The sequence below is a fragment of the Streptomyces sp. NPDC013455 genome (assembly GCF_040632975.1).
In the GTDB taxonomy this organism is placed as follows: Bacteria; Actinomycetota; Actinomycetes; order Streptomycetales; family Streptomycetaceae; genus Streptomyces.
On the sequence record NZ_JBEYCX010000008.1, the window covers coordinates 173,705 to 196,636 of the forward strand.

At 73.2% G+C, this 22,932-nt stretch carries 21 protein-coding genes; 11 read left to right on the forward strand and 10 right to left on the reverse strand.

What is annotated here, in order from left to right; genetic code table 11:
• Positions 1 to 57: 57 nt before the first annotated feature.
• Positions 58 to 1,272 carry a DNA cytosine methyltransferase gene (locus ABZ576_RS15740; RefSeq protein WP_360740408.1) on the forward strand — a complete coding sequence of 405 codons (1,215 nt, stop codon included), beginning with the start codon at positions 58 to 60 and terminating at the stop codon, positions 1,270 to 1,272.
• Positions 1,273 to 1,285: 13 nt separating this feature from the next.
• Here the strand turns inward: ABZ576_RS15740 and ABZ576_RS15745 are convergent, their stop codons facing one another.
• The 5 genes from ABZ576_RS15745 to ABZ576_RS15765 form a co-directional block, all read right to left on the reverse strand.
• A complete protein-coding gene (locus ABZ576_RS15745) occupies positions 1,286 to 2,239 on the reverse strand; it encodes a DUF6339 family protein (RefSeq protein ID WP_360740410.1) in 954 nt (317 codons plus the stop codon).
• Complete coding sequence (locus tag ABZ576_RS15750; RefSeq protein WP_360740412.1) at positions 2,239 to 3,216, reverse strand: hypothetical protein; 978 nt, start codon at positions 3,214 to 3,216, stop codon at positions 2,239 to 2,241. The genes ABZ576_RS15745 and ABZ576_RS15750 overlap by 1 nt, the downstream gene beginning before the upstream one ends.
• Positions 3,213 to 5,327: a helix-turn-helix transcriptional regulator gene (locus ABZ576_RS15755; RefSeq protein ID WP_360740413.1), complete on the reverse strand. Its 2,115-nt coding sequence runs from the start codon at positions 5,325 to 5,327 to the stop codon at positions 3,213 to 3,215. The genes ABZ576_RS15750 and ABZ576_RS15755 overlap by 4 nt, the downstream gene beginning before the upstream one ends.
• Positions 5,328 to 5,483: 156 nt before the next feature.
• The gene (locus tag ABZ576_RS15760) at positions 5,484 to 5,906 is read right to left on the reverse strand and encodes a very short patch repair endonuclease (protein ID WP_360740415.1); all 423 of its coding nucleotides are present in this window, start codon (positions 5,904 to 5,906) and stop codon (positions 5,484 to 5,486) included.
• A gap of 68 nt (positions 5,907 to 5,974) precedes the next feature.
• Positions 5,975 to 6,985: a hypothetical protein gene (locus ABZ576_RS15765; RefSeq protein WP_360740417.1), complete on the reverse strand. Its 1,011-nt coding sequence runs from the start codon at positions 6,983 to 6,985 to the stop codon at positions 5,975 to 5,977.
• Between the two features lie 126 nt (positions 6,986 to 7,111).
• On the opposite strand from ABZ576_RS15765, the gene ABZ576_RS15770 reads away from it, so the two are divergent.
• Positions 7,112 to 8,278 (forward strand): permease, encoded by a 1,167-nt coding sequence (locus ABZ576_RS15770; RefSeq protein ID WP_360740419.1) that lies wholly within the window; start codon positions 7,112 to 7,114, stop codon positions 8,276 to 8,278.
• Entirely contained in the window at positions 8,275 to 9,237 is a 963-nt protein-coding gene (locus tag ABZ576_RS15775) for a TIGR03943 family protein (RefSeq protein WP_360740421.1), read from the forward strand. The genes ABZ576_RS15770 and ABZ576_RS15775 overlap by 4 nt, the downstream gene beginning before the upstream one ends.
• A 10-nt stretch (positions 9,238 to 9,247) precedes the next feature.
• Here ABZ576_RS15775 and ABZ576_RS15780 read toward each other — a convergent pair whose 3' ends face one another.
• Complete coding sequence (locus tag ABZ576_RS15780) at positions 9,248 to 10,723, reverse strand: glycoside hydrolase (protein WP_360740423.1); 1,476 nt, start codon at positions 10,721 to 10,723, stop codon at positions 9,248 to 9,250.
• Positions 10,724 to 10,906: 183 nt separating this feature from the next.
• Positions 10,907 to 12,304: an MFS transporter gene (locus tag ABZ576_RS15785; protein WP_360740425.1), complete on the reverse strand. Its 1,398-nt coding sequence runs from the start codon at positions 12,302 to 12,304 to the stop codon at positions 10,907 to 10,909.
• A 137-nt stretch (positions 12,305 to 12,441) separates the two neighbouring features.
• Between ABZ576_RS15785 and ABZ576_RS15790 the strand changes: the two genes are divergently transcribed.
• The 4 genes from ABZ576_RS15790 (at position 12,442) to ABZ576_RS15805 (ending at position 15,148) form a co-directional block, all read left to right on the forward strand.
• A complete protein-coding gene (locus tag ABZ576_RS15790; protein ID WP_360740654.1) occupies positions 12,442 to 12,990 on the forward strand; it encodes a helix-turn-helix domain-containing protein in 549 nt (182 codons plus the stop codon).
• Between the two features lie 29 nt (positions 12,991 to 13,019).
• On the forward strand, positions 13,020 to 13,343 hold the full coding sequence (locus ABZ576_RS15795) for a DUF6412 domain-containing protein (protein WP_360740427.1): 324 nt from the start codon (positions 13,020 to 13,022) through the stop codon (positions 13,341 to 13,343).
• Positions 13,344 to 13,440: 97 nt separating this feature from the next.
• Positions 13,441 to 14,151: a membrane protein insertase YidC gene (yidC, locus tag ABZ576_RS15800; RefSeq protein ID WP_360740429.1), complete on the forward strand. Its 711-nt coding sequence runs from the start codon at positions 13,441 to 13,443 to the stop codon at positions 14,149 to 14,151.
• Between the two features lie 139 nt (positions 14,152 to 14,290).
• Entirely contained in the window at positions 14,291 to 15,148 is an 858-nt protein-coding gene (locus ABZ576_RS15805; protein ID WP_360740431.1) for a fumarylacetoacetate hydrolase family protein, read from the forward strand.
• Positions 15,149 to 15,272: 124 nt separating this feature from the next.
• Here the strand turns inward: ABZ576_RS15805 and ABZ576_RS15810 are convergent, their stop codons facing one another.
• The 3 genes from ABZ576_RS15810 to ABZ576_RS15820 form a co-directional block, all read right to left on the reverse strand.
• On the reverse strand, positions 15,273 to 16,139 hold the full coding sequence (locus ABZ576_RS15810) for an LLM class F420-dependent oxidoreductase (RefSeq protein WP_360740433.1): 867 nt from the start codon (positions 16,137 to 16,139) through the stop codon (positions 15,273 to 15,275).
• A 96-nt stretch (positions 16,140 to 16,235) separates the two neighbouring features.
• Positions 16,236 to 16,757 carry a heme-degrading domain-containing protein gene (locus tag ABZ576_RS15815; protein WP_360740435.1) on the reverse strand — a complete coding sequence of 174 codons (522 nt, stop codon included), beginning with the start codon at positions 16,755 to 16,757 and terminating at the stop codon, positions 16,236 to 16,238.
• A complete protein-coding gene (locus ABZ576_RS15820; RefSeq protein ID WP_360740437.1) occupies positions 16,757 to 17,830 on the reverse strand; it encodes an oxidoreductase in 1,074 nt (357 codons plus the stop codon). Before ABZ576_RS15820 ends, ABZ576_RS15815 begins: the two co-directional genes overlap by 1 nt.
• Positions 17,831 to 17,878: 48 nt before the next feature.
• On the opposite strand from ABZ576_RS15820, the gene ABZ576_RS15825 reads away from it, so the two are divergent.
• From ABZ576_RS15825 to ABZ576_RS15840, 4 genes are all read left to right on the forward strand, one after another.
• Positions 17,879 to 19,171 (forward strand): ROK family protein, encoded by a 1,293-nt coding sequence (locus ABZ576_RS15825; RefSeq protein ID WP_360740656.1) that lies wholly within the window; start codon positions 17,879 to 17,881, stop codon positions 19,169 to 19,171.
• A 440-nt stretch (positions 19,172 to 19,611) separates the two neighbouring features.
• Entirely contained in the window at positions 19,612 to 20,592 is a 981-nt protein-coding gene (locus ABZ576_RS15830) for a hypothetical protein (protein ID WP_360740439.1), read from the forward strand.
• 268 nt (positions 20,593 to 20,860) lie between these two features.
• A complete protein-coding gene (locus ABZ576_RS15835) occupies positions 20,861 to 21,616 on the forward strand; it encodes a GntR family transcriptional regulator (RefSeq protein ID WP_360740441.1) in 756 nt (251 codons plus the stop codon).
• Positions 21,617 to 21,748: 132 nt separating this feature from the next.
• Positions 21,749 to 22,873, forward strand: a complete 1,125-nt coding sequence (locus ABZ576_RS15840; protein ID WP_360740443.1) for a TIGR03364 family FAD-dependent oxidoreductase — start codon at positions 21,749 to 21,751, stop codon at positions 22,871 to 22,873.
• The last annotated feature ends 59 nt before the right edge of the window (positions 22,874 to 22,932 follow it).

Genomic DNA, 22,932 nt, shown 5'->3' on the forward strand with positions numbered 1-22,932 from the left:
GGGGTGATCAGTGAAGGGAGAGTCGGGCGGGTCGCCTGACCGATAGACTCTGCCACCATGACCAGCGCACCGCCCGTGGAGACCCGACGAGGGCAGTTTCGGATCGTCGACCTCTTCGCGGGGCCTGGCGGACTCGACCTGGCGGCCGATGTCCTGGGCATTCCGTCGATCGGGATCGAATGGGACGACGACGCTGTTGCCACGCGAATCGCCGCCGGACTGCCGACGGTCCACGGCGATGTCCGGCTTTTCGGCCCCGATCACCCCGACTTCGAGGAATGCAACGTGTTGGCGGGGGGGCCTCCGTGTCAGACGTTCTCCATCGCCGGCAGCGGGTCGGGGCGCAAGGCGCTGGAAGACGTCACGAAGTTCATCCAGCGCATGCACGCCTGGTACGAGCGCGAGAAGGCGGGTCGGAAGGGCGAGACGTGGGAGGACATCCAGCGAGAGCTGGAGAAGCTGGACGACGAGCGCACCGGGTTGGTTCTTCAGCCGCTACGGTGGGTTTTCGAGGCGATGCTCCGTCCGCGCCACGGTGGCGACGAGCCGCGGCCCTTCGACGTGATCGTGTTGGAACAGGTCCCCTCGGCGATCGAGGTGTGGCATCAGTACGAGAAGGTACTGAAGGCCGTGGGATACCACGCCGTGGCGAGAGTCTTCCACACGGAGCAGTACGGTGTGCCGCAGACGCGTCGTCGCGCCGTGCTCGTCGCTCGACGTACCGAGATCCCCGAGCACTTCCTGCCACCCACGCACCAGCAATACCGCAAGGGCGTCGCGCCGGCCGACACGCTTTTCGGTGGGCGTGAGTCGTGGGTTTCGATGGAGACGGCCCTCAGGCATGTCTACGCGCGGGGCCTCGTGGAGGAAGCGGCGCAACGCGCCGAGCCGTTTTGTGTCGTCTCCAACTACGGCAGTGGCGGCGATCCGAAAGCTCGGGGCCGGCGTGAATCCGACAAACCGTCGGCAACGATCACCGGGAAGTGGAAGCGGAACCGGATCGTGAGCCGCGGCGAGCCGGAAAGGGAGATGGACCGCCTGAGCAACGAGGAAGCCGGCGTGTTCCAGAGCTTCCCCTATCGGTATCCGTGGCGAGGCAACGATCAGGCCCAGCAGATCGGCAATGCGGTGCCGCCGCGCTTCGGGGTGCACGTGCTGAGCGCCGCACTGGATCTCGGCATCCCCGGCGATGACGTATGGGACAGGCTGCTGCTCTGGACCGTGAGGACGCCTGGACAGGCCACGCCCGCGGAAGCCGCAGCGCAGGCGTAGCCCGCCACCCGCCTCAGGCCATCCACGGCGGCAGTTCCTTGTCGAGGCTGACCCCCTGGCGCTGCGCCGGCACGGCGGCGTCCTCGGCTGCCTCATCCCGGATGCGGCCACGGCGGCGCAGGGGTGCCTCCGACAAGAGCTTGTCGAAAAGCGGAACGAGCGCGTCGACGGAGCCCGGAGGCACTCGACCGTCGTGCGGGCCTTCCGGCAGCCGGTCCCACTGCACCGGCGGTGCTTCCTCGGACTCGGCGATCCAGTCCAGGAGTTCGTCCACCAGCTGTGGGGCGTCCGGCGCGAGCACGTCGTATACGAGCGTGCTGCCGGCGGTGTTGACCGCGGAGGACAGCGCGTTCACATGATCGCCGGGACGTGGTGTACCGCTGGACAACAGCCTCTCGAAGACGCGCAGCAGCGCGTGTGCGGTCGGCCGATGGTCGATGACGTCCAGTCGGAGGGTCGTGTTCAGGACGTCCTGGACGGCGCAGGCGGTTTCCACGGGGCGGTAGTCGGGGCCGTCCCGGAACAGCTCGGCAGCCCACCACAGACGAGAGAAGCACTGGGTGTAATGAGGCCCGCAGAAGCGGGAACTCTGCGCGATCTCGGCCTGCTTGTGGCGCCAGACCACGTAGTCGGGCGCGACGAGCAACGCGAGGTGGTTCCACAGCCTGCGATCGCCGGCCTCGGCGCGTGTCATGCGGAGGGTGGCGTGAAGACGGGGCGCGAGCCAGCCGTCGGCCGCGCTGCGGTTGTCCGCGAATCGCGTCATCGCCTGCTCGACCAGCTCCCGGATCGGGACGGTGCGCCAACGGGCCTCGGTGTCCGACAGGGACGTGCCGGCCTTGCGCAGGGCCACTTGCGGCGGGTTTTCCCGGCCCGACTGGATGCCTCGGCTCAGGTACTTGGCCACGGCCGCGTCGGGCAGCAAGCCGAGCACTTGCGGAATGTCGAACGGTCCGCGGCGCGACATCAGTCGGCGCTCCTCTCGGCGCGGTCGACGGTGCGCACCGCGTGTGTCAGTTTCTTCGCGATCTGTGCCCGCCGGCCGGCCGCGTATTGGACGCCCGTCTGCAACTCGGACCACCCGAAGCCCTTCGTACGGCGTTCGTTGATCTCGTACAGGGCATCGGTGAGCTGCCGTCCGGGCAGGACGTCCGGGAGCATCGTGCGCAGGACGGCCTCACGCCACCCGGTGGGCATCACGGGAGTTCCGTCCTCGTCCTCGTCCAGGTCGCCGGCGGCCGTGTGGAACATCGCCGTCCAGGCATCCTGCGCGATCTGGGACGCCGCCATCTCGCGTACGACACGCTCCGTCCCGCTGCCGCCACGACCGTCGAGTACCTCGACGAGACCCTCGACCGCCCCGGTGTTGAGGTAGACCGTGGGCATGTCGCCTGACGTCTCCACGATCCACGGGGCTTCCTTGAAGGGCCGCAACCACGGGTGGTCACCGTTGCGGAAGTCCACCCGCACGGTTTCGATCTCCCGCTGGCGGACCGGTGTGGACTCTTGGAGATCGATGTACCAGTCCTCCTCCGTGGAACCCACGAGGCGGCCGATGACCCCGTCCACGGTGGCAACGACCAGCACGGACAGGGTCGCGCGCCGCAGATGATCCGTGCGCGACAGCGTCATCGAGCCGGTCATGGCACCGTTCGGCTCACGGTCGAGTCGGGCCGTGGTGCGTGCGTTGGTGGCCTTCTCGGTCAGCACCGCCAGGCAGGTCACGTCGCGCCAGGGGCCCTCCTGCAGCTCGGTCTCGGGAAGAGCCACGCGCAGTTCGAGCCTCGCCTCCTCCCACCTCTCGCGTCCGGACTGATGCAGGGCGACCACACGTTCCGCGGAGGAGACGTTGGTGTACGGGAGCGGCTTGCCGTCCACGGAGACCGACACGACCTGGCATGTCACGTCGCCGAGGAGCGTCCGGTAGGGAAAGACCGGCTTCACGCCTCACCTCCGCGGGCCTTGGGGACGTCGACCACCAGGCGGGCGTAACCGCCCCTGACAGGATGGCTGGCCGGATCCGTCACGCCGCTGAACACGGCCGTGCGAACCCCGGGCTCGATGACGATCGTCCCGTTCTCCGCACGGCAGGTTTCGGAGCCGACGAGCAGTTCCCACTCCACGGAAGGTCGGCCCCCCGAACGCACGTCGAACTTGGCGACCGGAGCCAGGACCCAAGGGTCGTCCCCGTCGGGCAACTTCAGATGGACCGTGACGTGCCAGGCGCCCCGGTCGTCCAGCCTTGCCTCGATGTTGCGCACCGTCGGGAACGACTGGGCCCGTCGGCCGCCCGTACCCGGCCCGGTGTCCAATCTCAGAAGCTCACGCAGCACCGCGGGACCACCGCTGCGCGTGATCTCGCGTTTGCCCAGGAGCGAGCGGACCGTGTGGTCGATCGCCGATCGGAACTCCTTGAGCCTGGCGAGGGCGCCTCTCTGGTAGGTCGTCGTCAGCTCCTCGGTCCGATCCCACCGGTCGTGCTCGGGCGGTTCGGAGGCTCTCAGGAAGGCTTCGGCGAGTGCGACGTCCTCCCCGTTCCGCCCGGTCGCGTAGCCGGCGAGCAGAACGGCTTGGAACGGGGGCGAACCCAGGGGAAGGTCCCGAGGACGTTGCTCGGTGATGGTCATGCGATTGCCGCGCATGCAGATCACCTGGTTGATGCGTGTGTCGTGATCGTCGGCCGGCGTGAGTAGCAGCACGGCGAGGTGCTCGCAGCCCTTGTCACGTGATCTGCCTCGGTCTTTCAGCGGTGTGACGACCAACGGGACATCGGCGCGCACCACTTGATCCGCCGCCGTCAGTTTGTCGACGGTGTCTCCGTCGAGGTACGCCCGCAGAGCACGACTCAACGCCGGGTGATAGGCGTGGGGATCGACCTGCTGCTCGCGCAGATAGACCTCGCCGTTGCGCAGGGTGGTGACCCGGGCTTCGAGCAGCGGCTCGGCGGAGCGACCGCCGATCATGGCGGCCCAGAAGTCGTCGGCGAGCGATCGGACCAGCTTGTCGTGCATCTCCTGGAGGGTCTCGGCGGCCCCCGATGCGTCGTACGCCCCCACGATGAGGAAGGACGTGCCGGGCTCGTCACCGGACCGGCGCAGGTGCAGGCGGCCCAGGGTTTCGTCGTCCGCCCACCACGAACGCGACACTCCGTGGTGCTCGGGTTCCGTGTCCGCCTCGCCGAGCCAGGCGGGACCGGCGAATGCCTCGCCGCTCACCTCGTGCCAGGGGAGATCCAGGCGCCCGATCACTCGGCCCTCGGTGCGCCCCTCATGCGGCTCCGACAACGTCGAGTTGATCACCACGAGACCCAGGCGGCTGGTTGCCCAGAGGGTCGCCTTGCCCAGCCCGTAGGAACCACCGGCCCGTCCGGCAGTGATCTTGTGACTGTCGAGTTGGCGGCGCACGACCGCGGCGAAGCGACCGTCGCTGTACTCGGGCCCGGTCAGCCCCGAGGCGTTGTAGTCGTCGATGCGGAGAAGCCGCAACCGCCGCTCCTGGGAGAGATCGGTCAGGGCGGAGCGAAGACTCCGCGACACCTTCTGGTTGCCGCGCGCAGCCTCTTCGTAGTGCGGGAGCAACTCGTCCCACCGCAGTGCGGCCAGAAAGGCATCGAGGTACGCCCCGTCCAACTCGTGCAGCGTGTAGTGGACGCGTACCGGTGAGCTGCTGTCCCAGCGCTCGTCGAGCGAGTTCTGCGTCGCCTCGCGCGCGAGCACGGACAGGTCCGCGTCGAACGCGAAGGCGGCCGCGTTTCCGTATTCTCGGCCACCGTCTGCGTGTGCGCGCCGATGGTGCCAGCGAATCGGCCGGTCGATCGGTACGTCCGCCGTTCTCGTCACCAGGGAGACCAGGTCGGTACCCAGAATCTCGGCGATACGCGCCTTGGTCTCGTCGCGGGGTTCGGCGCGGCCGTTGATCCACGCCGAGACGGCCGCTCGCGTCTTGCCGAGCTTGGCCGCGAGGTCCGCCTGTGACATCTCGGCCCGGGACAACTGGCGCCGCAGCCAGGAGCCGAAAGCCTCGCCCTCTGCGGCGGATGGTGCCGAATGCGGCATCGTGCGTCATGCCTCCTTCACCGGCCGACCAGACGGCGCGTCAGCTCGGGCCGCACACAGTAGCAGCTTTTTGACAATGGTGAGCATGTCAAAAAAAATCTGACGGCGATGTCGTCCCGATTCGACATCGACGATGTCCGACGGCGGAACCGCCGTTCAGCCGCATGCGGTTCCCGCTCGACGGGCCCTGACGAAGGCGATCACGCGCGCTGCGGCCTCGACCGGGTCCTCGTGCTCCCAGACCCGGACGGCCAGCCAACCGGCTGACGCCAGCCGCTCGTCGGTGTCCATGTCCCGTCGGCGATTGCCCTCGATCTTGGTGCGCCAGAAGTCCGCGTTGTTCTTGGGCCAGGTCGCGTGTTGCGGACAGCCGTGCCAGAAACAGCCGTCGACGAACACGGCGACCTTCGCCGGGCCGAAGAGGACATCGGCTTCGCGGCGCACGCCCTTCAAAGGCCTGCGGTGGACTCGGTATCGCAGCCCCGCCGCATGCAGAGCACGCCGCAGGGCCATCTCGACTTCGGTGTTCCGGCTCTTCTGCCGGCTCATCCGAGCGCGGGTTTCGGGAGTGGTGTCCACGATTGGTCGGTCTTTCGTTCCTGCCGGGAGCGGCGCTGCCGAACCGGCGGCCACGCCTTCCTGTCGGCCTATGCCCCGTGGCACTCCCCGTAAAGCAGCCCCACCCCGCACCAGCACGCCGCCCCCCGCTCCGGTGGCCAGCCGGCCGCGCGTCCGCGGGCTGCCAGGGTCGTTGCGTACTGCGGCAGCAGTGTGGCGTCCGTCGGGGGCGTGCCCTCCGAGGCTGCGAAGGCCTCGTACGACGGGACCGTGCCGGTGACGACGCCCAGGTTGGCGGTGCCGGAGGCGGCCAGTTCGCGCAGGGAGGACTCTATGGTCGCCAGGTGCTCGGCGTGGGAGGGGTACTCCGTGGACAGCGTGGGGTACGCCGAGAGGAGTTCCGTGAGTTCCGGGGCCGGCCAGTGCAGGACCGCCACCGGGAAGGGGCGGGACAGGGCCTCCCGGTAGGCGCCCAGCTCCACGCGGAGGCGGGAGATCTCCGCCGCCAGTTCCGCCGGGTTCTCCGAGCCCAGGGACCACACCCGCTTCGGATCGTGAAGTTCGTCCAGGGTGACGGGGGAGGTGTGGAGGGTGTCCGCGAGGGTGTCCCAGTCGTCGTGCGGCAGGCCCAGCATGCGGCGGACGCGGTGGCGGCCGTAGAGGAGGGGGTGGGTGGAGACGGGGGGCTCCTGCGAGGCTCCCAGCAGGAGGGCCGCCGCCTCCGTGAAGGTCTCCGCCGCCGCCTCCAGCTCGTCGTGGGACTCCAGGGCCTCCGCCACGATCACCCAGGGCGCCGGGTCCCGGGGGGCCGCGGTGCGGACGCCCTCGATGATCGCCCTCGCCTCCGCCTCATGGCCGTACTCCCACAGGTTCGACGCCTTCAGGGCGCGGACCAGGGCCGGGTTGTCCAGGCCCCGGGCGGACGAGAGCAGGCGGTCGTAGACGGTCGTCGCCGCGGGGCGGTCGCCGGAAAGCTCCAGGTGGGCCGCCGCGCGGAGGAGGAGGACCTCGGCGTCCTCGGGGTACAGGCCGGCGGTCCGCTCCAGGCGTGCCGCTTCGGCGGTGTGGTCGACGTTCTCGGCAGGCGTGTCGGGGCGCATGGGGGACACCGTACTGCCGGGCGGCGACAAACGTGAGGCGCGCCGGGGGCACCGTGGCTGGGCCGGCCGCCCCCCGGTAGGTACATCTGGATATCTTCGGTGCCGACATCTACACGCGGAGTCGGCATGCAGAAGACGGGTGAGTCGGTCCAGCCCCATGCCCAGGCCCATGCCCAGGCCCAGGTCCAGGTCCAGGTCCAGGCTCATGCCCAGGCCCATGCGCAGGCCGGGGCCGAGGACCATGAGGCTGCCGCCGCGGCCGCAGGTCATGAAGCTGCCTCCGGGGTCGGGGAGCATCAGGCCGCCGCCGCGGCCGGGGGGCAGGAGGGTGCCGGCGCGGCTCCTCGGTTCTGGCCCTTGCTGCTGGCCGGTGCCGCTGTCCTGCCCGGTGCCCTCCTCTTCCTCCTCGGGCGCTGGGGTGACGCCCCGGCCATGCAGACCTGGCGCACGGTGTGCCTGGCCGTCACCGTGCAGGCCCTGCCCTTCCTGCTGCTCGGTACGGCCCTGTCCGGCGCGATCAACGCGTTCGTGCCGGAGCGGGTGTTCCAGCGGCTGCTGCCGCGGCGGCCCGTGCTCGCGGTGCCGGTGGCGGGAGTCGCGGGGGTCGTCCTGCCGGGGTGCGAGTGCGCCTCCGTGCCGGTCGCGAGCAGTCTGATCGGGCGCGGGGTGCCGCCGGCCGCCGCCTTCGCGTTCCTGCTGTCCGCGCCCGCCGTCAATCCCGTCGTGCTCACCGCCACCGCGATCGCGTTCCCGGGCGACCCCGCCATGGTGCTCGCCCGGCTGCTCGCCTCCCTCGCCACCGCCTTCCTCATGGGGTGGCTGTGGCTCCGGTTCGGGCGGGCCGAGTGGCTGCGGCCCGCCGTACGGCACACCGGGCACCGGGAGGGGCACCGTCGCCTCGACGAGTTCCGGCGCGGTTTCCAGCACGACTTCCTGCACGCCGGCGGGTTCCTGGTCCTCGGTGCCATGGCCGCGGCGACCTTCAACGTCGTCGTACCGCGCTCCGTGCTGGACACCTTCGCCGCGACGCCCTGGCTGTCGGTGCTCTTCCTCGCCGGGCTCGCCGTGCTGCTCGCGGTCTGCTCCGAGGCCGACGCGTTCCTCGCCGCCTCGCTGACCGGGTTCCCGCCGGTGGCGCGACTGGCGTTCATGGTGGTGGGGCCCATGGTCGATCTGAAACTCATCGCCCTGCAGGCGGGCACCTTCGGGCGGGCGTTCGCGGTGCGGTTCTCCGCCGCCACCGTCGTCGTCGCCGTCGCGTGCAGCGCGCTGATCGGAGGGGTGCTGCTGTGAAACGGTCGCTCCAGGCGGGGCTGCTCGTCCTGTGCGGGCTCGGGCTGCTGCACGTCTCCCTCGTCACCGACCTCTGCCTGCGCTACGTCAAGGAGGGCATGCGGCTCCCGCTCATCGCCTCCGGCGCCGTCCTGCTCCTGCTCGGGCTCGCCGCGGCCTTCCTCGACCGGGAAGACCCCGCAGAGCGCGACCGCTCTCACGGCGACCGCTCTCACGGCGAGCCCTCTCACGACGACCGCCCTCACGGCGACCGCCCACACGGCGAGCCCCCTCACGACGACCGCCCTCACGACGACCGCCCACACGGCGAGCCCCCTCACGACGACCGCCCACACGGCGAGCCCCCTCACGACGACCGCCCTTACGGCGAGCCCCCGCACGGCGAGCGCCCCAACGGCGAGCCCCCTCACGGCGAAGGCGCCGTGCACGCCCACGGTTCGCACGACCACTCCGCCGTCCCCCGCGTCTCCTGGCTGCTCCTCCTCCCGGCGCTCAGCCTGCTGTTCTACGCCCCGCCGGCGCTCGGCGCCTACACCGCCTCCCGGCAGCCGGCGAAGGTCGTCGACCACGACGGCGGCTTCGGCCCGCTGCCGCGCACCTCGCCGCTGCCGATGACCCTGTCCGACTTCACCGGCCGGGTGCGGCAGGACCGGGGGCAGGCGATCAGGGGGCGCGTCATCCGGCTGACCGGGTTCGTGACGCCCCTCAAGGGCAGCGGGGGGAGCTGGGACCTGACCCGGATCATCCTCAACTGCTGTGCGGCGGACGCCCAGTCGGTGAAGGTGCGGATCCACGGCGGTCCCGCGCTGCCGGCCGACACCTGGGTGACGGTCACCGGTACCTGGCACCCCGGCGGGCGCCTGGGCACCGGCTCCGCGACGGTCGCGCTGGACGCCCGTACCGTCACCGAGGTCCCCCGGCCGGTGAACGGCTACCAGGACTCCCTGCCGCTGGGCTGAACCCGGCCGCTCACACGCCGACGCCGTCCACCTGGAGCGTCTGCACCGACTTGGCCGCGAACGGCACGGACACCGACGTGCCGTTCAGGCGGATGTCCGAGTGGGCGGTGTAGAGGTCGCCGCCGCCCGTCGTGACCGTGTTCCAGCGGGGGACCAGGCCGCCCGGGCCGCCGGTCACGGTGGAGAAGCGGGAGAGGTCGAAGGTCAGGGTCTGGGCGGAGGAGGAGGTGTTGGCCGCCACGATCACCAGACGCCTCGCGGTCCGGTCCAGGGCCGCCGCCGCGTGGCTCACGCCGGTGTCCAGGATCGTCATGCCGGGGCGGATGTGGCGGGTGAACTGGGCCAGGACGTAGTACTTGGTCTGGACGGCGCCCGGCTGGAGCGTGCTCGGGTCGTAGGCGATGGTCGCCCAGCCCGCGCTCGGGTCCATCACCTGCCAGTACACCCAGGCCGTGGGGTGCAGCCAGCGGAAGTCGTAGAGGAGGTTGCTCGCCATGGTGAGGCCGGTGGCGTCGCCGTCGCCGGTCTCCGAGTTCCACAGGGCTTTGCCCGCCGTCGTCACCACGTCCGTGTAGAGCAGGTCGCGGCGGCCGCCGGAGCCCTGGTAGCCGTGGACGTTGACCCGGTCGACATACCCCTTCGTCGTGGCGGAGAAGGAGTTCCAGGTGGTGCGCGCGAGGTCGTAACTCGTCTCGTCGGACGCCGCGATCCTCGTCGCCGTCAGACCGCGCCTGTCCAACTCGTCCCTCAGGTGGGGCAGGACGGACGCCTGTACGCCCGCGCCGATGTGGCAGCCCTCCTGGGTGCCGGTCGCCGTCCACCAGGACGAGGAGGGCTCGTTGAAGGGCTCCACGGTCGCGAAGCTCACGCCCCAGTGCCGCTCGGCGTACAGGGCGACCGCGGCGAGGTGGGAGGCGTGCTGCCGGTGGTTCCAGGACTGGAGGTTGTCGCCGCCGTCGGCCGCGCCGGACGGGTTGTGGTTGAGGCACATCCACCACATCGGAGAGTTGGCGAACAGCTCGGAGACCGCCCCGCGCCGGGTGGCCTTCACCAGCATCGCCCGCTGGGCGGCGTCCGCAGTCCACTTCCAGGCCGCGGAGGCCGGGTCCTCGTTCCTCCAGTCCTGCCAGTAGCCCTCGATCTGCTTGAAGGCGGGGATGTTCGGCGAGACGGCCATCGACGCGCCGTCCACGCTGTTCCAGCTGCACGCGCCCAGGTTGTAGCGGGCGATGGTGAGGCCGAGACCGGGCAGGGACGTGCCGCCGTACGTCGTGTTCCCGGTGGTGAAGAAGATGTCGGCGAAGTCGTCCCGGGTGCCGAAGACCTTCGCCCACCAGGCGAGGGACGTGCCCCAGCCCTCCCATGTGCCGTAGGTGGCGCCGGGGTTGACGGTGACCGTCGCGTCCGCCCGGGCGGTACCCGTGGCCAGTGCGCTGCCGAGGAGGCCACCGCCCGCGGCGGCCAGCAGTGTTCTGCGTCGGATCATGGCTTCGCTGCCTCTCCGTGCGGCTCCGGCACCGCTTCCCGAGCGGCGCCGACTCGTCCCCCCGGCATGCCAACAGGAAGCATCGGGGGTGCCGTACGGCGTTGTCGAGGGTTGTGACGGCCCTTTCTCAAACCCATGGAAGAAGACCGGCGAGGCCCGGCGCGCGGCCGGGGCGGGCCCCGGTCACCCGCTCGCCGCGCGCTCCCGCAGGGCCAGGACGCTCGCCGCGCCCGCCGCCGCCAGCCCCGCCGACACCAGCAGGGCGGTGTCCGCGCCGCGGGCCGTGCCGGGTGCCGAGGTGGCGAGGGCTATGGTCAGGGCCACGCCGGCCGAGGAGCCGATGTAGCGGAAGGTCTGCTGGGCGCCGGAGCCCATCGCGGCCCGCTCGGGCGGCACCGACTCGACGGCGAGCAGCGGCAGCGCGCCGTTGAGCAGGCCGCTCCCGACGCCGCCGACGATCAGGCCGGGCAGCAGCCGGGTCCAGGGGCCGGAGTCGAGGGCGCCGAGCATCGTCACGACGGCGATCGCGTGCAGGACGAAGCCGAGGGCGAGCTGGACGCGCGGGGCGACGCGGCGGGCCAGGTGCTTGACCTGGAGGGCGACAGTGAAGCTCAGTCCGGACCAGAGCAGGAACAGCCAGGCGGTGGACAGCGGGGAGAGCCGGAGCGTCTGCTGGAGCAGGGCCGGCAGGAAGCTGAAGATGCCGATCACGGCGAGGCCGGTGAACAGGCCGCCGGCGGAGGAGGCCAGGAAGCGGGGCCGGCGCAGCAGTCCGAGGTCGATCATGGGGGTACCGCTGCGACGCTCCACCACGGCGAACACGGCGACCAGGACGACCGCCGAGGCGAGCAGCAGTCCGACCGGGGCGCGCAGCCAGCCGTCGCGTCCCAGGGTCAGGGCCGCGACCAGGGCCACCAGGGCCAGGCCGAAGGTGAGCGCGCCGAGCACGTCGGGCCGGCCGCCGCGCGGGGCGCGTGACTCGGCGAGCCCCCGGGTGCCGAGCGCGGCCACGGTGAGGGCGGCGGCGCCCAGCACGCCGTAGCCCAGCCGCCAGCTCGGCAGCGCGCCCGCGAGCAGCGGGCCCGCTGCGATGCCGCCGCTGACGAAGGCGCCCCACACGCCGGTGGCGTGCAGCCGGCCGCGCGGGTCGGGGAAGGCGTGCACGATCAGACCCAGGCTGCTGGCCAGCAGGGCCGCACTGGCCGCGCCCTGGGCGATGCGGGCCAGGGTGAACTGCCAGGTCGACGTGGTGAGCGCGCCGAGCGCGGTGGTGAGGCCGAGGCCGAGGGTGCCGGCGAGGAAGACCCGGCGCCGGCCGTGGTCGTCGGCGAGGCTGCCGGCCACCAGGAGGAGGGCGGCGAGGCCGAGCGGGGTGCCGTTGAGCAGCCACGCCTGGGCGGAGGGCGGGGTGTGCAGGGCGGTCGCGGTGTCCGGCAGGGTGACCATCGGGGCCGTGTAGATCATCAGGGCCAGGGTGGTGGCGGCGCTGGTCAGGGCGAGGGTGGCGCGGGGGCGCACGGGGGCGTCCCGGGAGAGGGCACCGCGTGCGGCCGCGGGGGTGGCGGAGTCGAGCCGGGTCATGGGCCAGTCCTGTCCTTTCGGGCCCCGGTCCCGTCCGCCGGGGTCCACCCTTTCGGTTCGGTGAATGAACCGACGTGTCGTCGTCACCGTAGCACCGGCGGTTCGTTCACTGAACCGATGTGTGGCCAGTGGTTACAGTGGACGGCATGGCACTGGGCAAGGACTACGCGACGCAGGAGTGCTCGATCGCCCGCGCGCTGGAGGTCGTCGGCGAGCGGTGGACCCTGCTCGTCGTGCGCGACGCGATCTACGGCGTCCGCCGCTACAACGACTTCCTCGTCCACCTCGGCATCCCGCGCGCCGTCCTCTCGGCCCGGCTGCGCACGCTCACCGAGGAGGGCGTCCTGGAGAAGCGCCGGTACCAGGGGAGCCCGCCCCGGGACGAGTACGTCGTCACCGAGCGCGGTGCCGCCCTGTGGCCCGCGCTGCGCGCCCTCGGGCAGTGGGGCCGCGAGCACGTCGACGGCCACCGGCTGCGCCTGTTCCGGCACGCGGACTGCGGCGGGGACGTCGAGCCGTACGGGAAGTGCGCGGCGTGCGGAACTCTGGTGCCGGTCGCGGACGTTGTCATGGTGCCGGGGCCGGAGCTCGACCCCGCGCCGGCGGATCCCGTCAGCAGGGCGCTGCTGCGGCCCAAGCGGCTGCTGGAGCCCCTGGAGACCGACCCGGTGCACCTGGCACACTGACAGACAGTCATACGAAGGGGGGAGTGCGGATGACCGGCCGTGCCGCCGTCGCGCGCCCCCTCGCCCTCCTGTCGGTCCTGGTCCCGCTGCTGCTGGTCCAGGCCGCGCTCCTCGGCAGCGGCGGCCTCGGCACCGCCGTCGCCCTCGCCGCGACCGCCACCGCCGCCGCCATGCTCGCCGCCTGCGCCCTGCTGGCCGCGCGCAGCGTCCCTCTCGTGCCCCCCACCCGCGTCCGCACGGCGATACGCGACCGGGCCCGCCGTACGGCGTTCCTGCCGCAGCGCGATCCCGACGCGCCCGGCCGGCGGCGGCCCAGAGCACCCGGACAGGCCGGTCCGGCGACCGCCGCGTAGGGCACGTCCTCGCTCGTCCCAGCACGTGACCCCGCGCGGGTCGTCATGCCGTGTTCCGTTCGCTTCCGGCACGACGAGACCCCCGGAGGGCTCACCCATGTCCGTTTTCGCCCGTCTGGTCGAGCAGCTCGCCGACCTGCTCACCCCGCTCTTCCACGCCTCGGCGGCGGCCGCCGCGATCGTCCTGTTCACCGCGCTGGTACGGCTCCTCGTCCACCCGCTGTCCCGGGCCGCCGCCCGCGGCAGGAAGGCCCGCGCCGCACTCCAGCCGGCCGTCGCCGAACTGCGCGCCAAGCACGCCGGGGACCCGCAGGCGCTCCAGCGGGCGGTGCTGGACCTGCACGCGGAGGCGAAGGTTCCGCCGCTCTCCGGCTGCCTGCCCAGCCTGCTCCAGCTGCCCGCCTTCTTCCTCCTCTACCAGCTCTTCTCCGGCTCGGCGATCGGCGGCGGGAGCAACGGTCTGCTCGACCACCGGCTGCTCGCCGCCCCGCTCGGCGGACGCTGGTCCGACGCGCTCGCCGACGGCGGGGTGTTCGGCCCGGCCGGTCTGGTCTACCTCGGTCTCTTCGCCCTCGTCGCCGCCGTGGCCGCCGTCAACTACCTGCGTGCCCGGCGCACCATGGCCGAGCAGCCGGCCCTGGCCGGCGCCGGTGAGGAGGTGCCGGGGCTCGGCGCCCTCACCCGGATCGCACCCTTCCTGTCCTTCTTCACGCTCGTCACCGTGGCGGTCGTCCCGCTGGCCGCCGCGCTGTACATCGTCACCAGTTCGGCCTGGAGCGCGGCGGAGCAGGCCCTGCTGTCCCGCTGAGCGGTGTCCGCTGTCCTGGTTACGGTCCAGTACGTGAACAGGGTCTTGCGGAGTGGACAGGGGAATTGGAGGATCGCCCAGTCCTCCGATGGCTGCACACATCGGCCGGGCGCTTCCGCGATCGAGGGAGATTGTGACCATGAAGCTGCTGCGAGTCGGTACGGCCGGCGCGGAGCGCCCCGCGCTGCTCGACGCCGGGGGGACCCTGCGGGACCTGTCGGGCCTCGTGGACGACATCGACGGTGCGCTCCTCGCCGACGACACCGCGCTGGAGCGGGTGCGGGCGGCGGCCGAGGCCGGCGGGCTGCCCGCCCTGAACCCGGCCGGACTGCGGATCGGGCCCCCGCTCGGCCGCATCGGGAAAGTCGTGTGCATCGGCCTCAACTACCACGACCACGCCCGCGAGACGGGGGTCGAGCCGCCCCCCGAGCCCGTCGTCTTCCTCAAGGCGCCCGACACGGTCGTCGGGCCGCACGACACGGTGCTCGTGCCGCGCGGCTCCGCCAAGACCGACTGGGAGGTGGAGCTCGCGGTCGTCATCGGCCGTACGGCCCGCTACCTGGACTCCGCCGAGGAGGGGCTCGCGCACGTCGCCGGATACGCGGTGTCGCACGACGTCTCCGAGCGGGAGTTCCAGATCGAGCGGGGCGGCACCTGGGACAAGGGCAAGAACTGCGAGACGTTCAACCCGCTGGGCCCCTGGCTGGTGACGGCCGACGAGATCGCCGACCCGCAGCAGCTCTCGCTGCGGCTGTGGGTGAACGGGGAGTTGAAGCAGGACGGCACGACGGCCGACCAGATCTTCCCCGTCGGCGAGGTCGTGCGGTACCTGAGCCGGTTCATGACCCTGTACCCCGGGGACGTCGTCAACACGGGGACGCCCGCGGGGGTGGCGATGGGCCGGCCCGAGCCGAAGCCGTATCTGCGGGCCGGGGACGTGGTCGAACTGGAGGTCACCGGGCTCGGCCGGCAGCGGCAGGAGCTCAAGGACGCCTAGGGGTGCCTGACGATGCCTGTCCGACGCGCATGGCCGGACAGGCCCCGGCCGCTCCGCTGTGAGCGCGGGGGAGTCGCGGGGCCGCCGTGGGCCGCGCACGCCCCGCGCCGCGGAGCCGGCCGGTTCAGGCCAGCAGGGAGGCGAGGGTCCGCCATTCCTTCCTCGGCAGGGCGCCGGCCGGCTCCGCCGTCACCACCTGGAGGGCCACGTGGTCCGCGCCCGCCTCGTGGAAGGCGGTGACGCGCTCGCGGATGCGGGCCTCGTCGCCCCAGGCGAAGACCGCGTCGATGAGGCGGTCGCTGCCGCCGCCGGCGACGTCGGCGTCCGTGAAGCCCAGGCGCAGGAAGTTGTTGGTGTAGTTGGGCAGCTCCAGGTAGCGGGCCAGGTAGGCGCGGGCCGTCTCCCGGGCGCGAGCCGGGTCGCTCTCCAGGACCACCTTGAACTCGGGGGCGAGCAGCGCCCCTTCACCCAGGATCTCGCGGGCCCGGGCGGTGTGCTCCGGTGTGACCAGGTAGGGGATGGCGCCGGCCGCGCGGTCCTGGGACAGGTCCAGCATCTTCGGGCCCAGCGCGGCGAGCACGCGGCGCCCGGCGGGGACGCCCGCCTCGTCCAGCTGGTCGAGGTAGCCGACCATCGCCGCGTACGGGCGGCTGTAGTCCTTCACCAGCGGGCCGTGGCTGACCCCGAGGCCCAGCGCGAACCGGCCGGGATGGGCCGCCTCCACCACGGCGAAGCCGGCCGCCGTCGTGGCCGCGTCCTGCTGCCAGACGCTCTGGATGCTGGTGCCGACGGTGAGGTGCCGGGTCGCCGCGAGGAGCGGGGCCGCGTGGTCCGCCGTGCTGTTGCCGCCCAGCCACAGGGCGCCGTACCCGAGTTCCTCCAACTCGGCCGCCGCCTCGTCGAGTTCGCCCCGCCGGGCCGGGTCCTCCGAGCGGAGCTCGACGCTCCAGACGCCGTGGCGGCCGACGGAGTCCTTCAGCGAAGTGGTCATCGGGTGTGGTCCCTCCGGTGGTGGGCGGTGCCGTGATCCGCACGTCTTCCGCCACTGCCAACCGGAGGGTGGCCCCGGATGATTCCCGCCGCCGTCTCAGCCTTCCGCGCCGCCGGGCGACTCCGCGCCGCCGAGGAACAGCTCCAGCGCCTCCACCACCAACCGGTGGTCCTGGAGCTGGGGCAGACCGGAGACGGTGACCGAGCCGATCACACCGGCGCCCTCGACCGTGACCGGGAAGGAGCCGCCGTGCGCCGCGTACGCGTCCGCGTCCAGACGGGAGGACTCCTCGAAGGTGGTGCCCTTGGCCCGGAAGCGGGCGCCGACCAGGTAGGAGGGGGCGCCGTAACGCTCCACCACCCGGCGCTTGCGGATGATCCAGGCGTCGTTGTCCGGGGTGGAGCCCGGCAGGGCCGCGTGGAAGAGCTGCTGGCCGGCGCGGTGGATGTCGATGGCGACCGGCAGCTCCCGCTCCCGGGCCAGCCGGACCAGCAGCGAACCGAGCCGCCAGGCGTCGTCGTGGGTGAACCGCCCGAAGACCAGCCGGCGTTGCTGCGCCTCCAGCTCCTCGACCGACGGGGCGGGCTCGGGGGTGCTGCCGGGCATGGTCCGGGGCATCAGAGGGTCACCGTCACCTTCTCGCGGGCGGACCTGCGGGCCGCCTCCAGTACGTCGAGGGCGGCGGCCGCCTCCAGGGCGGTCACCGGGTTGGGGCCGGCGCCGCGCAGGGCGTCGGCGACGGCGGCGTAGTAGGCGGGGTAGTCGCCGGGCAGGGTCGGCACGGGCCTGCCGCCGCCGGACAGCGGCGACTCGCCGGAGCCGATGCGGCCCCACAGCGACTCGTCCTCCGCGCCCCAGTCGGCGGTGGTGCCGGGGCGGCTGCCCTCGCGCAGGGCCGCTTCCTGCGGGTCCAGGCCGTACTTGACGTAGCCCGCCCGGGAGCCGAGCACGCGGAAGCGGGGGCCGAGCTGGGCGGCCGTGGCGGAGACGTGGAGGTGGGAGCGGACCCCGCTCGCATGGGTGAGCGCGATGAAGGTGTCGTCGTCGGTCTCGGCGCCGGGGCGGCGGACGTCCGTCTCGGCGTACACCTCGGTGACCGGGCCGAAGAGGACCAGGGCCTGGTCGACGACATGGCTGCCGAGGTCGTAGAGGAGACCGCCGATCTCCGCCGGGTCGCCGGACTCCCGCCAGCCGCCCTTCAGTTGCGGGCGCCAGCGCTCGAAGCGGGACTCGAAGCGCCAGGCGTCGCCGAGTTCGCCGTCCGCGAGGAGCCGGCGCAGGGTCAGGAAGTCGTTGTCCCAGCGGCGGTTCTGGAAGACGGACAGGAGCAGCCCCTGCTCGTCGGCGAGGGCGGCGAGCGCGCGAGCCTCGGCGGCGGTGCCGGCGACCGGCTTGTCCACGACCACCGGCAGGCCCGCCTTCAGGGCGGCGGTGGCCAGCGGGACGTGCGTCCTGTTCGGCGAGGCGATGACGATCAGGTCCAGTTCGGCCGCACGCTCGAAGAGCTCCTCGGGGCCGGCGGCGAGCGTCACGTCCGGGAACTCGGCGCGGGCCTGCTCCTGCCGTTCCGGGCTGGAGGTGACCACGCTGTCCAGGGCGAGGCCCTCGGTCGCGGCGATCAGCGGGGCGTGGAAGACCGAGCCGGCGAGGCCGTAGCCGATCAGGCCGACACGGAGGGGCGTTGCAGTCATGCCCCCCACTTTGGCAACGCTGTTGCGAAAGTGCAAGCGGTGGGCAGAATGGGTGGCGTGAACAGGACGAGGACCACGCGCGACGGCGAACCCGCGGGCGCGAATCTGGGGGCGGTGCGCAGCCACAACACCGCGCTGGTGCTGGGACTGCTGCGGGACGCCGGGGCGGAGGGCGTCAGCCGGCTCGAGCTGGCCGAGCGCACCGGCCTGACCCCGCAGGCCGTCAGCAAGATCACCGCACGGCTGCGGGCGGCCGGACTCGCGGCGGAGGCCGGCCGCCGGGCGTCCACCGGCGGCAAGCCGCGCACCGTCCTGCGGCTGGTGCCGGAGGCCGGGCACGCGGTGGGGGTCCACCTGGACCGCGACGAGCTGCGGGCGGTGCTGCTGGACCTGGACGGGGCCGTGGTGGGCGAGCGGCGCGCGGAGCTGGACCTGGGGGCGGGGGCGGAGGCCGTGCTGGGGGCGGTGTGCGAAGCGGTGGAAGGGCTGGTGCGGGAGCGGCTGACGCGGGAGCGGCCGGTGGGGGAGCGGCCGGGTACGGACGGCGGGAGTACGGCGTCCGTCGCCCGGGAGGCGGTGGCGGGGGCGGGCGGGGGCGCGGTGGCCGGCGCTGCGGAGGGACCGGCCGGTGATGTGGCCTCCGGTGGCGGGCTCGTCGAGGTGGGGTCGCTGGTCGGGGTCGGGGTGGCGCTTCCCGGGCCGCTGGATCATGTGCGGGGGGTGTTGCACCGGGTGACCGGCTTCCCCGAGTGGGACGGCTTTCCGCTGCGGGACGCGCTCGCGGAACGGCTGGGGGTGCCGGTGGTGGTGGACAAGGACACCAACGCGGCCGCCCTGGGTCTCGCGGTCGGGGGCGCACCGGACGCGGCCGGGCGGTCCTTCGCCTATCTGCACCTGGGTACGGGGCTGGGGGCCGGGCTGGTGATCGGCGGCGGCGTGCACCGCGGGGCGCGCACCGGGGCCGGGGAGTTCGGACACCAGGTGATCCAGCTGGACGGGCCCCGGTGCGAGTGCGGGAACCGGGGGTGCGTGGAGGTGCTCTGCCTCGGGGCCGCGGCCCGGGGTGAGGCGGCCGAGGCGGCGCGGGTGCTGGGCGTGGCGGCCGGGAACCTGGTGGGGCTGCTGGACATCGACGTGGTGCTGCTCGGGGGCCGGACGGTCGCCAAGGCCCCCGAGGCGTACGTGCGGGGGGTGGCGGAGGTGCTGGACGCGCGGGCCCGCCGGGAGGGCGTGCGCGGCGGACCGGTGCCGGTACGGGTCGCTCCGCGAGGGGAGCGGGTGGTGGCCGAGGGAGCCGCGCAGCTGCTGCTGGCGCCGCTGTTCGGGCGCGGGGACGCGTGAGGTGAGGGCGGCGGCCGGGGCTCGGGGCTCGGGCCCGGGTCGCGGGCTGTCGCCGGTGCGCTCGGGCCCGGCGGTGCGCCCCGGGTCGGCGGTGTGTCCCCGGGCCGGCGGCCTGTCCCCGGGCGGCGGTGCGTCCCCGGGCCGGCGGCCTGTCCCCGGGCGGCGGTGTGTCCCCGGGCCGGCGGGGGCCCCGGGTCGGCAGGGTGCCCACCCGGCCTCTTCGACGGCCGCCGCCTCTTCGGTGACCGCCCGCCCCTTCGGTGACCGCCCGCCTCTTCGGTGACTGCCCGCCCCTTCGGTGACCGCCCGCCTCTTCGGTGACTGCCCGCCTCCTCCGATGCCCGTCCGCCCCTTCGGAGGCCGCCGATCGAGCGGACTTCGGCCCGCTCCCGGAATGGCGCCGCCCGAACCGCGGGTCCACCCGGCATGGTCATGTGTTCATGCGACTGTGCACGCCCTCGTCCCTCTGCCTTGCCGCAGCCGCCGCCACCGCCGTCGTCGTCCCCGTCGGCGTCCTCGTGTCGCCGGAAGCCGCCCACGCCGCCTCGGCCCCGTCCTGTGTCGCCGCCGACGCGCGGGTCTTCCCGCTGGCCGCCCGGATCCGCGGCGGACCCGACTCCTACGAGGCGGGCGGCCGGTACGGCACCTGGTACATCGACCTCACCAACGCCACCGACCGGGACTGCGCCGGCATCCACCCGGTCGTGGTCCTCGTCGACGACGAGCGCGCGCTGCGTTCCTCGCAGCCCCGGCTGGACTTCCACGACGGCTCCCGCATGCGGCCGGTGACCTTCGAGAGCACCGACGAGCAGGAACTCGTCGGGGTGCTGGACGGCGCCGGGTTCGGCGGGTTCACCGTGCCGGCCGGCGAGACCGTCAGTGTCCGGGTCCGGCTCGCGTTCGGCCCCGACACCGCGGCCGGCCAGGTCACCGCCAACGCCGCCGTCGTGCAGCGGCGGGGGCAGGACGGGGACTGGGTCGGGGAGTCGGACGCGTACCGCTTCGCGGTGGGCGAGGACAGCGGGGAAAGCGAAGAGGGAGACGAAGAGGAGGAAGCGCAGCAGGTGCGGGAGACGCCGGACGGGCAGGACGCGGAGGACGCGGAGGACGCGGAAGGCGGGCAGGGCGCCGGCGGGGTGACGGAGACGCCGTCCGGCAGTGTCCAGGCCGACGACCCCGACGACCCCGACGACCCCGACGACCCCGACGGCGCCGACGACCCCGACGGCGCCGACGCCCCCGATGCCACCGACGACCCGGACTCCGCGCTGCCCTTCGCCGAGGAGGCGCGGGAGGCCCGTGAACGGGCGCGCGAGCTGGCCCGTACCGGGCATGGGCTCGCCCCCGGGCTGCTCGCGGCCGGTGCCGCCCTGCTCGCCGTCGGCGCCGGCGCGTTCCTGCTGGCCCGCGGCCGCCGCTGAGCGTGGGCCGATGCCGTACATCCGCCGTCCCGGCCGCCGTCGAGCCGAGGCGGTGCCGCACACCCCCGTCCCGGCCGCCGCCGAGCCGACCCCGACCCCGGCCCTCACCCCCACCGCACCCCCGCCCCACTACCCCGACCCCGGCCCCGGCCCTCACCCCCACCCCCACCCCCACCCCGCCCCACTACCCCCAAGTCGCCCCGGCCGCCCCGGTCCCGGCCCGTACCCACCCGCCCCGCCCGCGCCCCGCGTCTGCGACGATCCCTGCGTGGACTACCCCAATGACCAGGCCCCCGGCGCGCCCGTCCGTGCCGGCATCCCCGAGCACGGGCGGATCCCCAAGTACTACGCGGTGAAGGCGCGGATCGCCGCGCTGCTCGAGGAGCTCGGGGAGGACAGCGTCATCCCCACCGAGCGGGATCTCGCCGAGCGGTACGACGTGGCCCGCGAGACCGTGCGGCAGGCCGTGCGGGAGCTGGTGCTGGAGGGACGGCTGCGGCGGCGGGGCCGCGGGACGGTCGTCGCCGGGCCCAAGCTGGCGCAGCCGCTCGCCCTCGCCAGCTACACCGAGGGTGTGCGCCGTCAGGGGCGTACGCCGGGGCGCACCCTCGTCACCCTCGACCGCTTCCCGTGCCCGGAGGCGCTGGCCGCCGAGACCGGACTGACCCGGGGCGAGCCGGTCTGGCACCTGGAGCGCGTGCTGCTCGCCGACGACGAGCGGGTCGGCCTGGAGAGCACGTACGTCGCGGTCGCGCGGGTCCCGCGGCTGGGGAGCGACTTCGACCCGGACTCCTCCTTCTACGCCTACCTCACCACCCAGGACATCGTCTTCGGCGACGCCGACGAGCGGATCGAGACCGTGCTGGCCACACCCCGCGAGGCCCTGCTCATCGGCACTCCGCCCGCCCTGCCCATGCTGCTGATCCACCGGGTGTCCCGGGATGCGCAGGGACGCCCGCTGGAACGGGTGCGGTCGCTGTACCGGGGGGACAGGTTCTCCTTCACCGCCCATCTCAAAGGCTGACGAACACTCCCAAGAGCACCCCTCTGATTGTCACGAACGGATAACGGGTCTAGCCCAAACGTGATGGGTCGTTCACGCTCTCGTTGGCAGCCGGACCGTTCCGGTTCTCCGATCGCGAGGAGCGTTGCCGTCGTGAAAGTGACAGTCGTCGGAGCCGGCGTGGTGGGCACCATGCACGCCTGGCAGGCAGTGGAGCGCGGCCACCAGGTCGTCCAGATCGAGCGCGAGGCCGAGGCGCGCGGCGCCTCGCTGCGCAACTTCGGGCAGATCTGGGTGAGCGGGCGCGCCGGTGGTGAGGAACTGGAGACCGCCCTGCGGGCGCGCGAGCTGTGGGAGGGGATCGGCGGCCGGGTCCCGGCCCTCGGGTTCCGGGCCAACGGGTCGCTGACCCCCGTGCGCGGGCCGCTCGAACTCGCCGTCGCGGAGGCCGCCGTGGCCCGCGCGGACGCCGCCGCCCGCGGCTACAAGCTGCTCACCGCGGAAGAGGCCCGCGCCGTCAACCCCGCCCTGCGGGGCGACTTCACCGCCGCCCTGTACTGCGAGCGGGACGCGGCCGTGGAGCCGCGCACCGCGCAACTCGCCCTGCGCGAGAGGCTGCTGGCCTCCCCGGGCTACACCTTCCTGCCGGGCCGCGAGGTGCGCGAGGTGACCGGCCCCGGCACCGTCCGCGACGACCACGGGGACGTGCACCACGCCGACGCCGTCGTGCTGTGCACCGGCGCCTGGCTCGGCGGCCTGGTCCGCGAACTGGCCGGGCCCCACCTGCCCGTACGCCGGGTCCGGCTCCAGATGATGCAGACCGATCCGCTCGGCGAGCCGCTCACCACGTCGGTCGCCGACGCCGACAGCTTCCGCTACTACCCCGCCTACGCCTCCCCGGCGCTGGACGACCTCAACGCCCGGCAGCCGCAGGCCGAGACCGCCGCGGCCCACCGGATGCAGCTGCTCATGGTGCAGCGCGCCGACGGCGGCCTGACCATCGGCGACACCCACGAGTACGAGCACCCCTTCGCCTTCGACACCGCCGAGGAGCCCTACGAGCACCTCACCGGCGTCGTGGAGTCCCTCCTCGGCCGGCCGCTGCCGCGCGTCCGGCGCCGCTGGGCGGGGGTGTACGCGCAGTGCACCGAGCCCGGCCGGGTGGTGCACCGGCAGCAGGTGCACGAGGGGGTGTGGCTGGTCACCGGGCCCGGCGGGCGCGGCATGACCTGCGCACCCGCGATAGCCGAGACCACCGCGAACGAACTGGGCTGGTGAGTACCCCATGACACCCGTCACCACCGACCGCCACGACGACACCGGCACGCGCACGGACA